Below are 18,956 nucleotides of genomic sequence, written 5' to 3' on the forward strand. Positions count from 1 at the left end.
AGTCCGCACCGTATTCGCTGTTCCCCTTCTTCTTTGCCGGGGCTTTCTTTGCCGGTTCCGGGTTCTTCGCCGGATCCGAGGCTGCCGGTTGCTGGGGTTCGGTGCTGTCGGCCACGAGTGCGTCCGCTCCTTACATCGCCAATGATTCACCACGCAGCACGCACCCGGCAGTCACAGATGTCTGCCTGTTCCGGGGGTTCTCCACGCGGCGGTCTGCCCCGGTTCGGGGCAACTCTCTACATACTACTGGGTGAGGCGACAAGAGATAGCCCTGCCGCACCCCTCACGTCTCTTCTGGCGGAGTTTTTCGACAGAGTCCTAGTCTGACCGACAACTTTGGGGTCCAACGTTCGTTGCGACGGGTTTCTCGCCCTTTGCCGACATCGGCCCCGCTGCCGGTTCTATCCGTAGGTGTCCCGCGGTCCGCGGCCGCGTACGTGGCGCTCACCCTTACGCCAGGACGGAGCCTGCGGGCCGGTGATCCGCAGACTGGTCACCACATTGTCGCCAACCACCGCCGCGATCTTCGCGATGATCTGTGACTGGACCAACCGCAACTGGGTGGCCCAGGCCGTCGATTCAGCGGTTACATGCAAAACTTTGTCCTGCAATGCTTTTGGCTGAGCGTGCGATGAAATTTCTTCGCCGACGATGCGATCCCAGGACCCGAAAACGGTACCTTCGCTGATCTTGTCGCTCCAGCCGCGACGCCCGGCCAGACCGCCCACGAGCCGCCCGAACGGCTGCGGGTCGTACTGATCCGGTCCGGCACCGGTCCAGCCGCGACGGGTGGGTCGGCGTGATCCGGGCTTGCGAGCGGCCGGTGACGCCCGGCCCTGTCCGACCGATTTTCCGGCGGCCCTGGCCGCTGCGCGAGCATCTTCGAGCGCCTTGCGGGCCATGTCGTAGCCGCTCGGGGCCGGGTTTTTGTTGCCGGACTCACCACCCTGCGGCGTGTCGGCACCACCGGGAGGTCGATTCGAATCGCTCTCGCTCATCCCTGCACCACCAACTCTGACGTCCGGACACCTTCGGATTCGACGATGTTGACCGCAACGGTGCGGCCACCGATCTGCGTCGGGATGTCGTCTGCCACCGCCGCGGTGACCAACACCTGCTCGGCACCTTCGGCCACCTCGACCAGCTTCTCCCGGCGTTTGGCATCGAGTTCGGCGAACACATCGTCGAGCATGAGGACCGGTTCGACCCCGTCGGCACGGGCCAGTTCCACCGAACCCAGTCGCAGCGACAACGCCATCGACCACGATTCCCCGTGGCTGGCGAACCCCTTTGCGGGTTCATTGCCCAACATCAGATCGATGTCGTCGCGGTGGGGTCCGACCAGACAGACACCCCTTTCGATCTCTTTTTTACGCAGCATCGACAGATCGTTCAGCATCACTGCCTCGATGTACTCGAGGTCGGCCTTCTCCCCGTCGGCCGGGATGACATTCTCCGACACCGACGAACGATAGTGCAGCGATGCCGGCCGAGACTGCGGAGCGATCGTCGAATATGCCTGGCGCACATGAGGTCCGAGTTCAGCGACGAGATCTATTCGGGCCGCGGTGACCTGCGCCCCGTACTCGGCGAGCTGAGCATCCCAGACATCGAGCGTGCTGATGACCGAGTCGGCCTCGCCGCCACCCCGACGCAGCGCCGCCGACGCGGTCTTGAGTAGAGCGGCCCGCTGCCGCAGCACGCGATCGTAATCGGCCTTGGCCGCCGCCCACCGGGGGCCACGAGCGGCGGTGAGTTCGTCGGCGAATCGTCGCCGCTCCCCCGGGTCGCCGCGCACCAGCGACAGGTCTTCCGGAGCGAACATCACGGTGCGCAGGATCCCCAGGATGTCCCGCGGACGACGGCGGGGTGCACCGTTGATCGCGGCCTTGTTGGCCTTGGACGCGACGATCAGCAGGTCAACTGTCAATTCCCGGCCGTCGTTTTCCACGGTCGCGGACAACCTGGCCTGCTCCGCACCAGACCTGATCAACGGCTGATCGGTGCTGACGCGATGCGATCGCAAGCCCGACAGGTAGTAAAGGGCCTCGAGTAGATTGGTCTTGCCAAATCCGTTTCTTCCGACGAAAAGCGTTGTGCCGGGCGTTAATTCGACTGACACATGTTCCCAGGAACGGAAATCATGCAGCGTCAGATTGCGGACATACACCTCGTCGGATCAACTCCCGGTCATGTCGTCGACCTCTGGACCACCGAGTGTCCACCGAACTGTTGACGCAGTGCCGAGACCGCCTTGAGGGCGGGCGAACCACCTTCTTGACGGGAACCGAAGCGGGCGAACAGGGCCGCGGAGATCACGTTGGCAGGCACCGAATGTTTGACCGCTTCCTCGACAGTCCATTTTCCTTCGCCGGAATCTGTTGTGTAGTCCGTCATTTCAGACAATCCGGGGTCCTCTTGGAGAGCTTTGACCAAGAGTTCGAGAAGCCACGAGCGCACTACGGTGCCGTTGGTCCAGGCACGGAGGGTTCCGGTGACGTCTTCGATGAGTGGTTCGGCGTCGAGAATTTCGTAGCCCTCGCCGTAGGCGTGCATCAGTCCGTATTCGATACCGTTGTGCACCATCTTGGCGTAATGCCCGGCGCCGACCTTGCCTGCATGGACGAATCCATCGGCACGTTCTCCTGGTGGGCGAAGCGCATCGAAGATGGGCATCGCCCTCTCCACATCTTCCTTCGCGCCACCGCACATCAATCCGTAGCCGTTCTCCAGACCCCAGACACCACCGGATACACCACAGTCGATGTACTTGATTCCGTTGGCGGCCAACAGTTCTGCATTGATTGCATCATCGGTGTATTTGGAGTTGCCGCCGTCGATGACCAGATCTCCCGGAGACAGGACATCGGCCAGTGCCCTCACTGTCGAGCGTGTCGGTTCACCCGCAGGCACCATCACCCACACGATCCGGGGAGCGGCGAGCGCACTGGCGAGTTCGGTGAGCGAGGCCACGTCCGAGACTTCCGGTCTCGGGTCGTAGCCCACCACTTCGATGCCGGCGTCGCGGACCCGGGTGCGCATGAAGCCACCCATCTTTCCCAGTCCCACCAAACCAATCTGCATGGTCGTCCCCATCTGTGTGCCGATCACGGTGCTCGCGGACAATCTCCGCCGGGCCGACGCTCATCGTCTGACTCGACTCTGTCTGCGCCTCCCTCATTCTGATCCGATTCGGTCAGGTCTGCGCAGATTCTCGCCCCGAACACCGTGTCAGCAGGCGACTCAGCCAGGCAGACGAACCGGCATCAGCAGGTATGTGTATTCGCTGTTCGGGGCGGCGTAGGCACCGTTGCCGTCAGGGGATGGCTCACTGTCGGCGCCCGGACGCAGCACGGCGGGCCGCGACGGGGTGGTGAACCCGAAGTCAACCGTCGACGAGTGCAGCGATCCCAGTCCGTCCAACAGATATCCGGGATTGAAGGCGATGGTGAGCGGTTCACCGTAGAACTTCACGTCGACCTGCTCCTCGGCGCGGCCGGCGTCATCGCCACCGGCGGTGAGAAGCACCGAATCCTCACCGAACTCGAGACGCACCTGGGCGCCACGCTCGGCGACAAGGGCCACACGCTTGATGGCCTCGGTCAGCGGCGCGATCTCGATCGACGCGACGGAGGTGTGAGTCGCGGGCAACAACTGCCGGAACTTCGGGAATTCGGCATCGAGGAGACGGGTGGTTGTCCGTCGTCCGGAACCGACGATGCCCAGAAGGCCGTCGGCACCGATGCTGCCACCGGAACCGAATGCCAAACCCACAGCAGAGCTGCCGTCGGCTCCTGCGGTTTTTGCCGCTTCCGACAACGTCTTGGCCGGGACCAGGACCGCGGAGGTCGTGTCGGGGACCTCAGGGGTCCAGGTGAGCTCTCGGACAGCGAGCCGGAACCTGTCAGTGGCCGCCAGGACAACCTTCGTGCCGTCGATCTCGAGCCGGATTCCGGTGAGCATCGGCAACGTGTCGTCGCGGCCGGCTGCGATGGCAACCTGCGTGATTGCCTCGGAGAAGACATCCGCCGGGATCGATCCGGTCTTGTCGGGAACGTCCGGGAGCTGGGGGTAATCCTCGACGGGCATCGTGGGCAGCGAGAACTTTGCACTACCGCAGACGATCGCAACGCGGGTGCCGTCGAGCTGGACGTCGACCGGTTTGGCGGGCAGGGCACGGGTGATGTCGGCCAACAATTTGCCCGAGACGAGGACCTGGCCCTCATCAGCGACCTCCGCTGAAACGTTGACCTGCGCAGATACCTCAAAATCGAATCCCGATACAGAAAGACCCGCATCGGTCACGGTCAGCAGGACTCCACCGAGCACCGGTACCGGCGGTCGGCTGGGCAGACTGCGCGCAACCCACGCGACCGAATCTGCAAACTCGTCACGAGTCACCCGAAACTTCATAGTCTCCAGCTTGCCCTTCTTGATTGAACTTTCCGATGCGCATCAGGTTGCCTGCGGACGCAGAACATCCGACGAGCGCAGGCGTCAGGGTCTCCACTCTAAGGCGGATCCCAAGTATTCGGTGCCGATGGGGGTGCTCGAAGACATCGACCGATGGTTTGCCGGCAGCGCGTGTGGAGCAGTTTGTGCACAGCACTGCTTTTAAAGAGTTTTGTTGATAGATAAATTCTTATTGGTAGTAGGCGCTGTGAATTTGTGGACAGGTACCAAATTTGCCAGGTGAGAACGGCTGAGGGGTTGGTAGCGAATTCTTGGCGACTGGTGGACCAACATGGCCGGCATGTGCACAGACCTCGGAGTTTGTGGAAACGTCCACCGCTTATCCACAGAAATTCGGAGTTATCCACGGAGTTGTACACAGGCTGGCGGCGACGCGGCGGACGCCGATTTGTGAGATCGCACGGATCCAAAGTCTCGACCAGAGGTTGAGGTTGTGGTGGTTTGGACGCGTTTGTGTGTCCGTTTGATGACTGCTCCCGACGACGGTTGAACCAGGCGCTCACGTGCCGCAGACCGTGGGCCCGGGGGCGCACAACAAAACAGTGGGCGGCCATCAGGCCGCCCACTGTGGGGTCTTCTCTGTAGTGCTGTTGTCTAGCGACGTGAGCGCTGTTTGATCCGTGCGGTCAGTTCCTGCACCTGGTCGTAGACGCGCCTGCGCTCGGCCATTTCCTTACGGATCTTCTTGTCGGCATACATGACGGTTGTGTGGTCACGGTCGAAGGTCTCACCGATCTTCGGCAGTGAGAGGTCCGTGAGCTCACGACAGAGGTACATGGCGATCTGACGGGCCTGCGCGATGGACCGGGTCTTACCGGGTCCGCGGAGTTCCTCGAGACTGATGTCGAAGTACTCGGCGTTGACGGCGAGGATTGTGGCTGCGGTGATCTCCAGGCTTGCCGAGTCCGGTAGCAGGGCTTGGAGCACCACATCGGCCAGCGCGGTGTCGAGTTCAGAGTGATTCAACGAGGCGAACGCCGTGACGCGGATCAGCGCACCTTCGAGTTCTCGGATGTTCCGCTCGATCTTCGAGGCGATCAGCTCGAGCACATCGTCGGGTACCCGGATCTGATCCATCTGCGCCTTCTTGCGCAAGATGGCGATTCGGGTCTCGAGCTCCGGCGGCTGAACATCGGTGATCAGACCCCATTCGAAGCGGGTACGGAGTCGATCTTCGAGTGTTGCAAGCTGTTTGGGAGGCCGATCGGACGAAACGACGATCTGCTTGTTCGCGTTGTGCAGGGTGTTGAAGGTATGGAAGAACTCTTCCTGGATACCTTCTTTGCCTTCCAGGAACTGGATGTCGTCGACGAGCAGCACATCCATGTCGCGGTACCGGCGCTTGAATGCAACCCGGCGGTCATCACGAAGCGAGTTGATGAAGTCGTTGGTGAACTCTTCGGTGGAGACGTACTTCACCCGCATACCGGGGAACAGTCGCTGCGCGTAGTGACCGGCGGCATGCAGCAGATGTGTCTTGCCCAGTCCCGATTCACCCCAGATGAACAGCGGATTGTATGCGCGGGCCGGAGCCTCGGCGATGGCCACGGCCGCGGCGTGCGCGAAGCGGTTGGAGGCGCCGATGACGAAGGTGTCGAAGGTGTACTTCGAGTTCAGGCTCGAGTCGGCGCTCGAATCCGACTTCGACGATGCCGCGGAGAAATACCCGGACCACTCGGCGGCCCCGGTGCGACCGAGATCACGGTCGCGGGAGGCGAAGGTCTCGGGAGGGAGCGGCGGTACGGATTGCAGATACCGGCCGTCACCCTCTTCGGCGCGTACGCCTGCGGGTCCCGCGGGGTCTGTCGGAACCTGACCGGATCCGGCCGGTCCTGGCGGGACGGACCCGGGACCGCCTGCCGGCTGCCCGGCAGACTTTTTGTTCTCGGCCCGCTCGGATTTCGCCCGATCGGCCTCATAAGGGTCGAAGAGGGTGTCGGCGGCGGCGATCGGGTCGATCCGCACACCCAGGTCGACGGAATAGCCCAGATGCCGGCTCAGCGCGGTAACGATCGGCTCGCGTAGTCCGCGTTCGATCTGTTCCTGCACACGCTGGGTCGGAACGGTCAGAAGTGCAAAGCCCTCGGCAAGCGTCAACGGGCGGACCAGCGAGAGCCAGGCCTTCTGTTGTTTCGAGAGTGGAAGTCGGTTTCCGGTGCTGTCATCGTTGAGCTCGGTAACGACTTTGTTCCAGATCACCGTGAAAGAATCGTGATCGGAATCGGCTGGCATGGTCATCCCTCCTGGTGGTTCGTCACCAATTGTCCACACCGTTATCCACAGGTGTGGAACAACAGCGAGACAACAACGAACCCCAGATGGGTGATCGCGATTCCGCCCCGGGTGGATAGCTTCGGTGAAGTTAACAGACATTGGTCAGGGGTCACAACCGAAAACCACATGTTGCAGGTAAAGGCAAGAATCCGTCGGTCTGAGGCGTGTCGATCGTCGATATCGCAGGTCGGGGGCGGTTCGGCACTTTCTCCGGCGGTTTGACCCGCCCGCCCGTCATCAGTAGTCTCGAACGGTCGCCAAACGTCGATTCCGGCTGCGGTGAGCGAACCCGTACAAAGGTAGCTTGCTCGTCCGATGCTTCGAGGTAGCGAACAGACCACCGATTAACAAGCTGGGCTCAAATTGTGTAAGCGAGCCCATCACCATGAGGAGATTTGGCCGTGGCCAAGGGCAAGCGGACTTTCCAACCAAACAACCGTCGTCGTTCACGTGTGCACGGCTTCCGGTTGCGTATGCGTACCCGCGCTGGACGCGCGATCGTCAATGCACGTCGCGGCAAGGGACGCTCGAGCTTGACGGCCTGAGTCGGCACGGAACCGCAGCCCGCGTAGCAGGCCGCAGCAACTCGTGTTGGCTCCGCCCAACCGGATCACCCGGCGATCGGACTTCACCCGCACTCTGAAAAATGGGGTGCGGGTTGGTCGGCGTGATGTGGTTGCGCATGTTTACAGGCCGTCGCACCCGGATTTTGTCACCACCGGCGGACCACGAATCGGATTGATCGTGGGCAAGACGGTGGGCAATTCCGTGACCCGTCACGCGGTGTCACGCCGGCTGCGTGCGGCCTGCCGGTCGTTGCTCGCCCAGTGCGAGCCGACCACAATGGTGGTTGTCCGGGCGTTGCCCGGTAGTGCCACCTGTTCGGAGCCAGAGTTGGAACAGCAACTTGTCAGTGCATTGAGTAAGGCGCAACGCCGTATCGAATCGACTGCGTGATGAGCGCGGCAGCAGGTTTTCGTCACGCGGTGGCGATGTGGCCGCGCCGGGCTGTCATCTTCCTGATCGAGCTCTATCGCACATGGGTCTCCCCCATGCGGTTGCCGACCTGCCGTTTTGAACCCAGCTGTAGTACCTACGCCGTCGAGGCGCTGACCGAGTTCGGATTCTTCCGAGGCGGTCTGCTGTCCATCGTGCGGCTTGCGAAATGTGGACCCTGGCACAAACCGGGCTACGACCCGATCCCGGAGCGCCGCTGCAGGCACCGCGCTGAACCCGATGATTATGCGACATCGGGCAGCGAACAGGATCTGGACCGATCTTCTTCGGCTGCAGAGCCGAATTGTGTTGTAACAGTGAGGAACTGACGACGTGCTCGATTTCATTTACTGGCCGGTTTCGGCAATCATGTGGGTGTGGCACTGGCTGTTCAGCCAGGTCCTGCCAGATACTCCGGGCTGGGACGGCATTTCGTGGGCGCTCTCCGTCATCTTCCTGGTCTTCACCCTTCGCGCCATCCTGTACAAGCCATTTGTGAAGCAGATCCGCACCACGCGGAAGATGCAAGAGATCCAGCCGCAGATGCAGGCGATCCGCAAAAAGTACGGCAAAGACCGGGTCAAGATGACCGAGGAGATGCAGAAGCTCCAGAAGGAACACGGGTTCAACCCACTCCTGGGCTGCCTCCCGATGCTGGCGCAGATCCCGGTGTTCATCGGTCTGTTCCACGTGTTGCGCTCGTTCAACCGGATGGGCACCGGTTTCGGTCAGTTGGGTATGACGGCCGAAGAGACCCGGAACACCGCCAACTACATCTTCAGTCCTGAACTCGTTCAGAACTTCCTCGACGCCCGTCTGTTCGGTGTGCCGCTGTCGGCCGCAATCAGCCAGCCCGAGACCGAATGGGTGGCGTTCAGCGCCAACGGGGTCATCGACTTCACCCGCGCGAACATCATCATGTTGGTGATCCCTCTGGTCATCATCTCCTCCATCGCGACGCACATGAACTCTCGCGCCTCCGTGGCACGCCAGAGCGAAGCGGCGATGGAGAACCCGCAGACGCGGATCATGAACAAGCTCGCGCTCTACGTCTTCCCCCTGGGCATCCTGGTGTCCGGTGCCTTCTTCCCCGTCGCGATCCTCCTCTACTGGGTCTCGAACAACCTCTGGACCTACGGACAGCAGCACCTCGTCTTCGGTCGGATCGAAAAGGAAGAAGAAGAAGAGAAGGCTGCGAAGCTGGAGAAGCGGTCGCAGAATGCACCGAAACCCGGCGCCAAGCCGGCTGTGTCCGCCAAGCCGAAGCCGGGTGCAAAGCCCGTTGCCAAGGGTAAGGCGGCCGACACCGCCAAGGTAGACGCTGTCGATCTGTCCAAGGGTGACTCAGACACCGACGATGATGAGATCGTCGCGGACGACAGCAAGACTGCGGCCAAGGATTCTCCGGGCGTCAAGAAGACTCCCGACAAGACCAAGGCCGCCGGCTCCCCCGCTTCGAACAATGCGAAGAAGCCTGCCGGTGGACGCCCGAGCGGTAACCAACCACGACGTAAGAAAAGGCGCTGACACAATGCGCGGTCAGCTCCCCGGAAGAGTACAAAGCGAGGTATTGCGATGAGTGCAGAGACCAAAGACGTCGCTGTCGAAGACGTGAACGACGAGACTGCTGCCGATGACACTGCCACCGAGGATTCGGCGTCGGATGAGCCGGAGATGTCCGATGAGGAGCGATTGGTAGAAGAAGGCGAAATCGCCGGCGACTACCTCGAGCAGCTCCTCGACGTCCTCGATTTCGACGGGGACATCGACCTTGATGTCGACGGGGATCGGGCGATCGTCAGCATCGACGGTGGATCCGATCTCGTGAAGCTGGTCGGCAAGAACGGTGAGATCCTCGATGCGCTCCAGGAGCTGACACGGCTCGCGGTGCAGCGCACCACCGGTGATCGCAGTCGGCTCATGCTGGACGTGGCTCGGTGGCGTGCCGATCGTCGGGAGCGGTTGGCCAAGCTGGGTACCGAGGTCTCCGAGCGTGTCCTCGAGACCGGTGAGCGCGAGACCCTCGACGCCATGTCCCCCTTCGAGCGCAAGATCGTCCACGACGCGGTCGCCGCTGTCGAGGGCGTGTACTCCGAGAGCGAAGGCACCGAGCCCAACCGCCGTGTTGTAGTGCTCAAGTCCTGATCTTCCAGTGTTTGATGCAATGGGCCCCGGCGGTTTCGCCGGGGCCCATTGCGTTGTCGATGTTTGGTGCTGCACTAGTTACACCGATGTAGTTTGCTCGTCCGCGTTCGGTGCCCCGCACCAAGAGCGCGGTGATGTTTCACGTGAAACGGAGGATGACGTTGTCAGCAGAGTTTGATGGTCCCGAGGGTGAGAAGACGTTGGCCGCCGCTCAGGCGGTGTTCGGTGAACGCTTACCGCTCGCAGAACGATATTGGTCGAGCTTGGCCGGCGCCGGGGTTGAGCGCGGGCTGATCGGACCGCGGGAAGTGGACCGGCTGTGGATCCGTCACGTGTTGAATTGCGCCGTGATCGGAGACCTCCTGACCGACGGCGAGAATGTGGTTGATATCGGCAGCGGTGCCGGCTTGCCGGGTGTGGCCGTGGCGATAGCCAAGCCGACGGTGCGGATGACATTGGTCGAGCCGCTGTTGCGCCGTGCGACCTTTCTGGAGGAAGTCATCGAGGAGCTCGGTCTGGATGTGCAAGTCGTCCGCGGGCGTGCCGAGGAAAAGACGGTCAAGAAGATTGTCGGGGGTGCCGATGTCGTGACCTCGCGAGCGGTTGCCCCTCTGGACCGGTTGGCCAAGTGGTGCGTTCCCCTACTGCGGCCCGGCGGCCGACTGATGGCGATCAAGGGATCGTCGGCTGCGGACGAGATTTCCGAGCACCAGGGAACCCTGGGGCGAATCGGACTGTCCAACCTTCATGTCGAGACGTGTGGTTCTGGGATACTCGAAACGCCGACAACAGTTGTTGTTGCCACTCGAATTGGTGGACGTCGGTGACAGAGCGCAGAATGTTCGGTAGGCGTAGCCGAAGGAGCGATAGCGTGTCCAATGAACCGAATGTTTCACGTGAAACGGTTTCACGTGAAACCACCGGATATGAGGCCAGACCCCAACCCCACTACGACACCCCTATTGCCGCGGCGGCCGAGCGTGCCAGCCGGGTACTGACGCCGGGAGGTTCGGGTTCCCTCCCCCGCCCCGCGCGCACTCGGATCATCACGATCGCCAACCAGAAGGGCGGCGTCGGCAAAACCACCACGGCGGTCAATCTGGCGGCAGCGTTGGCGGTCCACCAGCTCCGGGTCCTGGTGATCGATCTCGATCCCCAGGGCAACGCGAGTACGGCGCTCGGTGTGGATCACCGTTCGGGCGTTCCGTCGGTGTACGAGCTCCTTATCGGTGAGGTCGATTTCGCAGACACCATCGTCCAGAGCTCCAGTAACGAGAATCTCTTCTGTGTCCCGGCGACACTGGATCTGGCCGGCGCCGAGATCGAGCTGGTGTCGATGGTGGCCCGTGAGAATCGCCTCCGGAATGCACTCGACCGCGAGACGCTCGATCGCTATGACTTCGACTTCGTCCTGATCGACTGCCCGCCTTCCCTCGGCCTGCTGACGATCAACGCGATGGTCGCGGCCCAAGAGGTCCTGATCCCGATCCAGTGCGAGTACTACGCTCTCGAGGGCGTGAGTCAGTTGCTCTCGAACATCAACTTGGTGCAGGCCCATCTGAACCCCGCGTTGCATGTGTCGACCGTGGTCCTGACGATGTATGACGGCCGGACGAAGCTTGCCGATCAGGTCGCTGAGAGCGTCCGTGCGCACTTCGGTGACCGAGTGCTCAACGCCGTCATTCCACGCAGCGTGAAGGTCTCTGAGGCCCCGGGATACGGCAGCACGATCATCGAGTACGACCCGGGTTCACGTGGAGCAATGAGTTACCTGGACGCCGGTCGTGAATTGGCGTTGCGATCTGAACGAGAAGATGTGGAGGGCCGGCAGTGACCGACAACAAGAACTCTGCGAAAGCGAACCCCGCGAAAGCAACGGGCGCCGCCAAGCCGGCAAAAGCCGCACCACGCAAAGGTGGTCTCGGACGTGGCCTGGCCGCACTGATTCCCACCGGTCCCGCCGACGGGCCGAAGATGGGTTCGGCCGCCACCGACGTTATGTTCGGCAGCGGCCGTACCACGGCAGCATCGTCCACCGGTGACATCGCAGGCGACACCGTCAGCGACACCGGTAGTGGCGACAAACAGGGTAAGCCGACCGGCACAGACACGGCGAGTGCTCCGGTACCCACTCCCCCATCCATCACCGATCCGGATGGAATCGATGATGTGGGGGCGATCTACGACGAGATCGAACCCAGTCGGATTCAGCCCAACCCGCAACAGCCGCGGACGGCGTTCGACGAAGAGGCATTGGCCGAACTGGTCCACTCCATTCGCGAGTTCGGGCTCATGCAGCCGATCGTGGTGCGCCGGCTGGCCGAACCCGAGGGCACTGCCGAGTACCAACTCGTCATGGGCGAGCGCCGTTGGCGAGCGAGCCAGGAAGCCGGTCTGGAGAAGATCCCGGCGATCATCCGGGAGACCGCCGACGGCGACATGCTGCGCGACGCACTGCTGGAGAACATCCACCGCGTGCAGCTCAATCCTCTGGAAGAGGCAGCCGCGTACCAACAGCTGCTCGAAGAGTTCGGCGTCACCCACGATGAACTGGCGAGCCGACTGGGGCGCTCACGCCCGGTGATCACCAACATGATCCGGCTGCTCCGTCTTCCCATCCCGGTCCAGCGCCGGGTTGCCGCAGGCGTGCTGTCGGCGGGTCATGCGCGGGCGCTGCTCTCGCTCGAGGCCGGAGCGGACGCACAGGAAGTTCTGGCGGCCCGGATTGTTGCCGAGGGTATGTCGGTGCGTGCGACCGAAGAAGCAGTGACGTTGGCCAACCGCGACGACGGTAAGACCACTCCCCTTCCTCAGAAACGCAAACCGATGCAGATGCCGGGCCTGCAGGACGTGGCCGAGCGACTTTCGGACAAGCTCGATACCCGCGTGACGGTCGCGATGGGCAAGCGCAAAGGCAAGATCACGGTGGAATTCGGGTCGGTTGGCGATCTCGAGCGGCTGGTGGACATCATCGCGCAGAGTTAGAAAATTCACCGCGAAATCTCGGGTACCGGTGGGTGCGGGTGAAACGTCACAGTGACAACAATGCGAACAATAGGCTCTGATATTGATGAAAGACGTGTTGTGACAACAGAATTGGCGTTCACCATCGCTCGATGCGAACTGGATTCCGTCATCGCATATGCTGAGACGTGTTCTTCGCAGTATTTGGTCCAATGACGTGTTTTCAGGAGGCGGCGGGTCCGTGTCGGTAACGATAACGCCGCTCACCATGGACGGGTTCGAGTCACTTCCCGTGCACGGTCGGCGCTGTGTGTTCTGGGAGATGCAACCGAAGCTGATCCCCGACACGGTGGGTGGAGAACCCTTCGCGAGCGAGTTCGACAAAGAGGCGTGGGTCTCGATGATCCTGCTCGAGTGGGGCACGTGCGGACAGGTTGCGATCAACCGCAAGACCGGCAAGGTGGTCGGAGCCGCGTTCTACGGTTCCCCACTCAGCGTCCCCCGCTCGGCCCTCTTCCCCACTTCGCCGGTTTCCGCCGACGCTGTGATCCTTTCCTCGATGTGGGTGGACCCCGGTCATGACAATGCCGCCGAGGATCTGGTGCGGGCTGTCATCGTCGACCTCACCCGTCGTGGAGTGCGCGCGGTCGAGGCGTTCGGGATCGTGCGATCCGAACGCGCCGACCTGAGCGTGGAACAGGGCAACGGCGAGATCGTCGGCGACGAGACCATTTGCCCGCGCTGCATGATCGACGCGGAGTTCCTCAAAGAATCAGGCTTCGACGTGGTGTCAGCACACCACCGCTTCCCCCGGTTGCGGCTGGAGCTCGACAGCGACCTCGGCTGGAAAGCCGGCGTCGAGAGCGCACTCGAGAAGTTGGTTGTGATGGCCGCCATCGACGTGGCCGGTCGGGAACGTACCGCGGTGACCGTTGGACGACGCGGGCACACTACGGCGCTGACTCAGCCCTGACTCGTTCGAATATTTCGGGGCCGAACGGGTTCCGTGCAACCCGGTGCGGAACCTGGACTAGCGCGGGATCTGTTCGGACGCGAGCAATCCGGCAAACGTGTAGGTGCCGGTGGGCTGGTCGTCGCGTTCCAAAAGGTACAGGCGCTTGACCGCGACAAGAATTGCCTCCGCGATCGTGTCGCGTACCGCTGGGTTGCTCAGCTCGGTGGCGTCGTGAAGATTGCTGATGTAGCCGATGTCCAACTGGACCGCAGGCATCCGACTGCGGCGCAGGATGTCCCAGGTACGTTCATGCGAGCGGCAGTCTCGCAGTTCGGTTCTGGCAACGATCTCGCGCTGGATGAAGCCCGAGAGCGAACGGCCGATCGTGGACGTCGATCCATGCGGGGTTCCGAAGTGGAAGCAGGCCACACCACTGGCCAGGCTGTTCGGGTAGTGCGCACAGCGCAACGCGATAAGTAGATCGCCGCCAATGGAATTCGCGATCTCGGCGCGCTCTTCGTCCGACGGGTTCTGATCCTCGGCACGCGACAGGAAGGTCTCCATGCCTGCCGCGATCATCCGGCCCTCGAGACGGCGTGCGAGATCCCAGAGGATCTCGGCTTCGATGGCCGATTCGGCCGGATCGGCACCGGGATGGTCACCACCGGAGCCGGGATCGATGACAATGCGTTTGCCGGACAGCTGCGGTCCGAGACGACGGACGTGCTCCTCTTCGCGAATGGCGTGGGGAGAACCACCGGTGACACGGGTTCCGAGCAGTTCCAGGGATCGCAAAGTGGCCGGTCCGCAGATGCCGTCGGCACTGAGTCCGAACTCGCTCTGGTAGTTGCACAGCGCGGCGTAGGTGTCGCCACCGAAGTGGCCGTCGACCAGGCCGGTGTAGTAACCGAGATTCTGCAGTCGAGATTGCAGCGTTGCCACGTCGTCGCCGTGCATGGGGGCCGACAGTTGATAGAACAGAACGCGGGCGCCGAGGCGGTACGAGGCCTCATGAAGTGCTCCGAAGGTGGCCGGGCCGACGATTCCGTCGACAAGCAGGCCACGTTGCTGCTGAAATGCCCGAACGGCCTGGTCGGTTTCGGCATCGAAGACGGCTTCGGGCGGCGCCCAACCGTTTGTATCGACCACACGACCCAACAGGGGAACGGTGTCGGCCAGCAAACCCTGATTGGTCAGGATTGCCCGTATTTCGGCGACAGCGGATCCGTGATCCCCCAACCGGAACAACGGCATCGGAGTGGCCTTCCTTCTAACAACAACACGAACTGACGACAATACGGACCTCGATGAGCCGGGACACGAACTCGTTTGCAAGTGTCTCAGCAATCGGATGACAGAGCCAATACGGCCAGGCACCAGAACGGAACCTTTAAGGTCACGCTGCTGATGTCTGGCCGTTGCGCCCTGAGGCGATATTACTTGCCGATGACCCCGTCGAGCTCGCGCAGCAGAGCTGCCTTGCCCTTCGCGCCAACGATGGTCTTGGTGGGCTTACCGTCTTCGAACAGAATCATGGTCGGGATCGACATGATCTGAAAGTCCCTGGCCACGTTGGGGTTCTGGTCCACGTCGAGCTTGGCGACGGTGATCTTCCCGGAGTTCTCGCCGGCGATCTCCTCGAGGACCGGGGCGACCATCTTGCACGGTCCGCACCAGGTGGCCCAGAAATCTACGAGGACCGGCTTGTCGGCTCCGAGTACCTGTTCCTTGAACGTGGCATCGGTGACGACCACGGTGTTTGCTCCCATTGTGTTCTCCTTTTCACAGCTACGTGCAGGCCGTTCAAATGAACGGATCCTGCGATTGGTGGGCGGTTCAGGCCCCGGCGGCGGCCGACACTGCTCCGACGGCTTCCGGTACTTCGGGTGCGGTCGAATCTGCCTGGTCGGCGAGCCAGCGCTCGGCGTCGATGGCCGCGGCGCATCCGGAGCCGGCGGCGGTGATGGCCTGCTGATAGGTGTGATCAACCAGGTCGCCGGACGCAAAGACACCGGGCAGCGAGGTGTAGGTCGTGCGACCGTCGACCAGGACATAGCCGTCGGCATCGAGGTCGACCTGGCCCTTGACCAGTTCACTGCGGGGGTCGTGTCCGATCGCGACGAACATGCCGGTCACGTCGAGGTTCGAGGTCTCACCGGTGACGGTGTCGACCAGCTCGAGGCCGGTCACCGACGTCTCACCGAGAACGCGGCCGATCGTTGTGTTGGTCACAAAGCGGATCTTGTCGTTCGCGCGAGCCCGATCCAGCATGATCTTCGACGCACGGAACTCCTCGCGACGGTGGATCACGGTGACGGAGCGTGCGAACTTGGTGAGGAAGGTTGCCTCCTCCATCGCAGAGTCGCCACCGCCGATCACGGCGATGTCCTGGTCGCGGAAGAAGAAGCCGTCACAGGTCGCACAGGCCGAAACGCCACGTCCGAGCAGTTCTTGCTCGCCGGGTACGTCGAGGTAACGGGCCGCTGCCCCCATGGCGAGGATGACCGCCTTGGCGCGATAGGTCTCGCCACCGGCGTCGATCTCCTTGATGTCGCCGGTCAGGCGGACTGCGTCGACGTCCTCCATGCGCAGGTCAGCGCCGAAACGGATCGCCTGCTCGCGCATCTCCTCCATCAACTCAGGACCCTGGATACCCTTCTGGAAGCCCGGGAAGTTCTCGACCTCAGTGGTGGTCATCAAAGCGCCGCCGAACTGTGTGCCCTCGAATACAACGGGCGACAAATCCGCACGAGCTGCGTAAACGGCTGCCGTGTAGCCGGCCGGACCTGATCCGATGATGATCACGTCGTAGACGGTGTCGGTACCTGCTGAGGTCATCGATGCTCCACTTTCCTTCACTGGGTGACAGCTTTATAAACATCAGCCTAAGGGCTTCTGTTCCCGGACACGGTTGTGACGCAGCGCCTGAGAAGACTCACAGGCTTCTGCGGCACCATGGAGCGTATGTATCGGTCGTCGCCACTTCGTGCATCCCGAGGACAGCTCTCGCTGTCGTCGGTGTTGTGGGTTGTATCGCTGACGGCCGCAATGGTCGCCACCTACCTGGTCGCCGTGCACACCGCAGTCGGTCAGCGGGCCGATCAACGGGCCTTCCTATCCCTACGCGGGACCGGTGCCACTGCTGATCTCCCCCACATTGTCGGTCTGGGTTCGGTCACCGACCTGAGGTTGTGGGTGGTGTCGGCCGCGGCGATCATCGGATTGGGTCTGCTGGCCCGTCGTCGGCTCAGTATTATTGTGCTGCTTGTGCTTCCGGTTGTCGGGATCCTGCTCACGCAGTTTCTGCGCGATGATCTGCTGACCCGCCCCGACTTCGACGGGCTCGGATGGGTGGCCAACACCTTCCCCAGCGGTCACGCTGCGGCCGCCGCTGGTTGTGTGGCCGCGATCGTGCGGGCCGCGCCCCGTTCGATCGCTCCGGTTGCGGCTATCGCCGGCGTCGGGTGGCTGACCCTGGTGTCGCAGGATCTGATGGTCTGGGGTTGGCACCGTCCCAGCGACCTCATCGGCTCGGTGCTACTGGCGGCCGCACTCATGCACCTGGTGCCCGGGTCGACCGGACGGGGACGGAGTCACGGCGGCAATCGTCTGCTGGTCGGGGCGATCACCGCCCTGGTGGCAGCCGTGGGACCGTTGGTGTGGGCTGTGGCCACCGGACATCTGGCCGTTGCCCCGGTCGGTCTGGTCGCCGCAGTGGCGATCGCCTCACTTGTCGCCGATGGTGGTGCGGCTGATCGTCGCCGGGTTCCCCGTGGTGCAGTCGGTCCCGACGACCAGCGCGTCGAACGTCCCCATCGTGCCGGTGGCCAGCAGGATTACCACGGCACGGCCGCCGGCGTTGTTGATTGATCCGGACCCCAATACTTGGGTCGACGGCGCGATTCGATTGGCGAGCAGACACCGATCCTGCGCTGCCTGATCCACGAATCCCTCATTCTCGGTGCTGCCGAGGACGCTGAGAAGTGTGGCCGTCGACAGGCCGGTGGGGGTCAGGGTGTCGGTGGCTTCGGTGGCCGTGGCCACCGGAGCCCGCTCGGAGTCCCGGGAATCGGCCGTGAAGGAGAAGGTGGCCGCGACTGCGATCCCGACCACCGCGGCGGCTACCGCGAGCGATGCCGCGACGGCGCCGCGACGGCGCGATAGCCAGGTGACCTGTGCACCCCCGCGGTCGGCCTCGGCCAGTGCAGTCAGTGTTTGATCGATCCGCTCCTGTGCGAACGGCGGGACCGGGATCGGTGAGGCGGGTAGCTCGGCCAACTGGGCAGTGGTGGCCTCGAGCGCCGACCAGATGGCACCGGCGTCCGGATCGGCGAGTACCCGAGGTTTCAGCAGTTTCGCGAAGTCTTCGGGGTATACCCCCGCGTGCAGGTCAGCGATGACATCTACGGGGTAGGGCGGGTCGAGCAACTCACTGTCTGGGTGGTCTCGGTTGCCGATACCGAACATCGTGCGGACCCCTGCTTCCCTCGTCATCTCGATGGCCAGTCATCTCGATACTCAGCTAGGACGTCGTCGCGGCACGGTCGGTTCCCTCGGTATCGGAAGTTCGGTGGACCAGTTGTCATCGTACGATTCCCGCGGCCCTGGCCGGCTCGCGGTAGTCGGCGGCAAGTGAGTCGATGGTGGCGTGGGCGTTGAGTCCGCTGGGGTTGGGGACAACCCACACCGGGATGTCGCCGATGGTCCGATCCTGAAGACCTACCGCTGTCTTCCGTTCCCCGAATGCGGTGCGGTATGCGGTGATTCCGGCAACTGCGATGATCTTCGGCGACACCGCGCGGACCGTCGCGATCAGTTCTTCGCCACCGGTCTGGAGTTCCTCGGGAGTCAGCTCATCCGCACGGGCCGTTGCTCGACGCACGAGGTTGGTGATACCGATACCGCTGTCCAACAACAGTTTCCGATCCTCTTCGCGATAGCCCTCCGATGCGTCGATCACCCGATCGACGATTCCGGCGCGGGCCAACGCGGGATAGAAGCGGTTGCCAGGGCGGGCGAAGTGGGCACCGGTCGCAGCTGTCCACAATCCCGGATTGATCCCGACGAACAACAGCCGGCAGTCGGGCCCGACCAGGTCCGGGATGACCGCATCACGATACGACTCGAGTTCGGCGTGTGTGAAACCCAT

At 62.7% G+C, this 18,956-nt stretch carries 19 protein-coding genes and 1 pseudogene; 10 read left to right on the top strand and 10 right to left on the bottom strand.

Going from position 1 to position 18,956, the window contains the following annotated elements; all coding sequences use genetic code 11:
* Positions 1–401 precede the first annotated feature (401 nt).
* The 5 genes from AC56PL_RS11760 to dnaA form a co-directional block, all read right to left on the bottom strand.
* Positions 402–998, bottom strand: coding sequence for a DUF721 family protein (locus AC56PL_RS11760; protein WP_495513864.1), 597 nt, complete (start codon positions 996–998; stop codon positions 402–404).
* Positions 995–2,170 (bottom strand): DNA replication/repair protein RecF, encoded by a 1,176-nt coding sequence (gene recF, locus AC56PL_RS11765; RefSeq protein WP_495513865.1) that lies wholly within the window; start codon positions 2,168–2,170, stop codon positions 995–997. Before recF ends, AC56PL_RS11760 begins: the two co-directional genes overlap by 4 nt.
* Before the next feature lie 20 nt (positions 2,171–2,190).
* Positions 2,191–3,084, bottom strand: a complete 894-nt coding sequence (gene gnd / locus AC56PL_RS11770) for a phosphogluconate dehydrogenase (NAD(+)-dependent, decarboxylating) (protein WP_495513866.1) — start codon at positions 3,082–3,084, stop codon at positions 2,191–2,193.
* Positions 3,085–3,243: 159 nt separating this feature from the next.
* On the bottom strand, positions 3,244–4,413 hold the full coding sequence (dnaN, locus tag AC56PL_RS11775; protein WP_495513867.1) for a DNA polymerase III subunit beta: 1,170 nt from the start codon (positions 4,411–4,413) through the stop codon (positions 3,244–3,246).
* A gap of 654 nt (positions 4,414–5,067) precedes the next feature.
* Complete coding sequence (dnaA, locus tag AC56PL_RS11780; protein ID WP_497153931.1) at positions 5,068–6,705, bottom strand: chromosomal replication initiator protein DnaA; 1,638 nt, start codon at positions 6,703–6,705, stop codon at positions 5,068–5,070.
* A 443-nt stretch (positions 6,706–7,148) separates the two neighbouring features.
* Here dnaA and rpmH point away from each other — a divergent pair, with 443 nt between their 5' ends.
* The 9 genes from rpmH (at position 7,149) to AC56PL_RS11825 (ending at position 13,825) form a co-directional block, all read left to right on the top strand.
* Positions 7,149–7,292: a 50S ribosomal protein L34 gene (rpmH, locus tag AC56PL_RS11785; RefSeq protein ID WP_495513869.1), complete on the top strand. Its 144-nt coding sequence runs from the start codon at positions 7,149–7,151 to the stop codon at positions 7,290–7,292.
* 43 nt (positions 7,293–7,335) lie between these two features.
* Entirely contained in the window at positions 7,336–7,704 is a 369-nt protein-coding gene (rnpA, locus tag AC56PL_RS11790) for a ribonuclease P protein component (protein ID WP_495513870.1), read from the top strand.
* The gene (yidD, locus tag AC56PL_RS11795; protein ID WP_497153932.1) at positions 7,704–8,072 is read left to right on the top strand and encodes a membrane protein insertion efficiency factor YidD; all 369 of its coding nucleotides are present in this window, start codon (positions 7,704–7,706) and stop codon (positions 8,070–8,072) included. Before rnpA ends, yidD begins: the two co-directional genes overlap by 1 nt.
* Positions 8,073–8,076: 4 nt before the next feature.
* Positions 8,077–9,270 carry a membrane protein insertase YidC gene (gene yidC, locus AC56PL_RS11800; RefSeq protein WP_495513872.1) on the top strand — a complete coding sequence of 398 codons (1,194 nt, stop codon included), beginning with the start codon at positions 8,077–8,079 and terminating at the stop codon, positions 9,268–9,270.
* Between the two features lie 48 nt (positions 9,271–9,318).
* Positions 9,319–9,888: a Jag family protein gene (locus tag AC56PL_RS11805; RefSeq protein ID WP_497153933.1), complete on the top strand. Its 570-nt coding sequence runs from the start codon at positions 9,319–9,321 to the stop codon at positions 9,886–9,888.
* 134 nt (positions 9,889–10,022) lie between these two features.
* Entirely contained in the window at positions 10,023–10,715 is a 693-nt protein-coding gene (rsmG, locus tag AC56PL_RS11810) for a 16S rRNA (guanine(527)-N(7))-methyltransferase RsmG (protein ID WP_495515963.1), read from the top strand.
* Positions 10,716–10,726: 11 nt separating this feature from the next.
* The gene (locus AC56PL_RS11815) at positions 10,727–11,722 is read left to right on the top strand and encodes an AAA family ATPase (protein WP_495515964.1); all 996 of its coding nucleotides are present in this window, start codon (positions 10,727–10,729) and stop codon (positions 11,720–11,722) included.
* Positions 11,723–11,820: 98 nt separating this feature from the next.
* Positions 11,821–12,873, top strand: a complete 1,053-nt coding sequence (locus AC56PL_RS11820; protein WP_497154294.1) for a ParB/RepB/Spo0J family partition protein — start codon at positions 11,821–11,823, stop codon at positions 12,871–12,873.
* Between the two features lie 220 nt (positions 12,874–13,093).
* Complete coding sequence (locus tag AC56PL_RS11825) at positions 13,094–13,825, top strand: hypothetical protein (RefSeq protein ID WP_495513874.1); 732 nt, start codon at positions 13,094–13,096, stop codon at positions 13,823–13,825.
* A 57-nt stretch (positions 13,826–13,882) separates the two neighbouring features.
* Here AC56PL_RS11825 and AC56PL_RS11830 read toward each other — a convergent pair whose 3' ends face one another.
* The 3 genes from AC56PL_RS11830 to trxB form a co-directional block, all read right to left on the bottom strand.
* Positions 13,883–15,061 carry a peptidoglycan-binding protein gene (locus AC56PL_RS11830; RefSeq protein ID WP_495513875.1) on the bottom strand — a complete coding sequence of 393 codons (1,179 nt, stop codon included), beginning with the start codon at positions 15,059–15,061 and terminating at the stop codon, positions 13,883–13,885.
* A gap of 182 nt (positions 15,062–15,243) precedes the next feature.
* The gene (gene trxA / locus AC56PL_RS11835; RefSeq protein ID WP_495513876.1) at positions 15,244–15,576 is read right to left on the bottom strand and encodes a thioredoxin; all 333 of its coding nucleotides are present in this window, start codon (positions 15,574–15,576) and stop codon (positions 15,244–15,246) included.
* A 67-nt stretch (positions 15,577–15,643) separates the two neighbouring features.
* Complete coding sequence (gene trxB / locus AC56PL_RS11840) at positions 15,644–16,645, bottom strand: thioredoxin-disulfide reductase (protein WP_495513877.1); 1,002 nt, start codon at positions 16,643–16,645, stop codon at positions 15,644–15,646.
* A gap of 210 nt (positions 16,646–16,855) precedes the next feature.
* Here trxB and AC56PL_RS11845 point away from each other — a divergent pair.
* Positions 16,856–17,362: pseudogene (locus tag AC56PL_RS11845) on the top strand (phosphatase PAP2 family protein); the annotation flags it as partial.
* A 171-nt stretch (positions 17,363–17,533) separates the two neighbouring features.
* On the opposite strand, the gene AC56PL_RS11850 reads toward AC56PL_RS11845, so the two are convergent.
* Together AC56PL_RS11850 and mug are read right to left on the bottom strand one after the other, a co-directional pair.
* A complete protein-coding gene (locus AC56PL_RS11850) occupies positions 17,534–18,301 on the bottom strand; it encodes an RsmA family anti-sigma factor (RefSeq protein ID WP_495513878.1) in 768 nt (255 codons plus the stop codon).
* A gap of 88 nt (positions 18,302–18,389) precedes the next feature.
* Positions 18,390–18,956 carry a G/U mismatch-specific DNA glycosylase gene (gene mug / locus AC56PL_RS11855; protein WP_497153934.1) on the bottom strand — a complete coding sequence of 189 codons (567 nt, stop codon included), beginning with the start codon at positions 18,954–18,956 and terminating at the stop codon, positions 18,390–18,392.

The sequence above is a fragment of the Williamsia sp. Y721 genome, assembly GCF_059683565.1.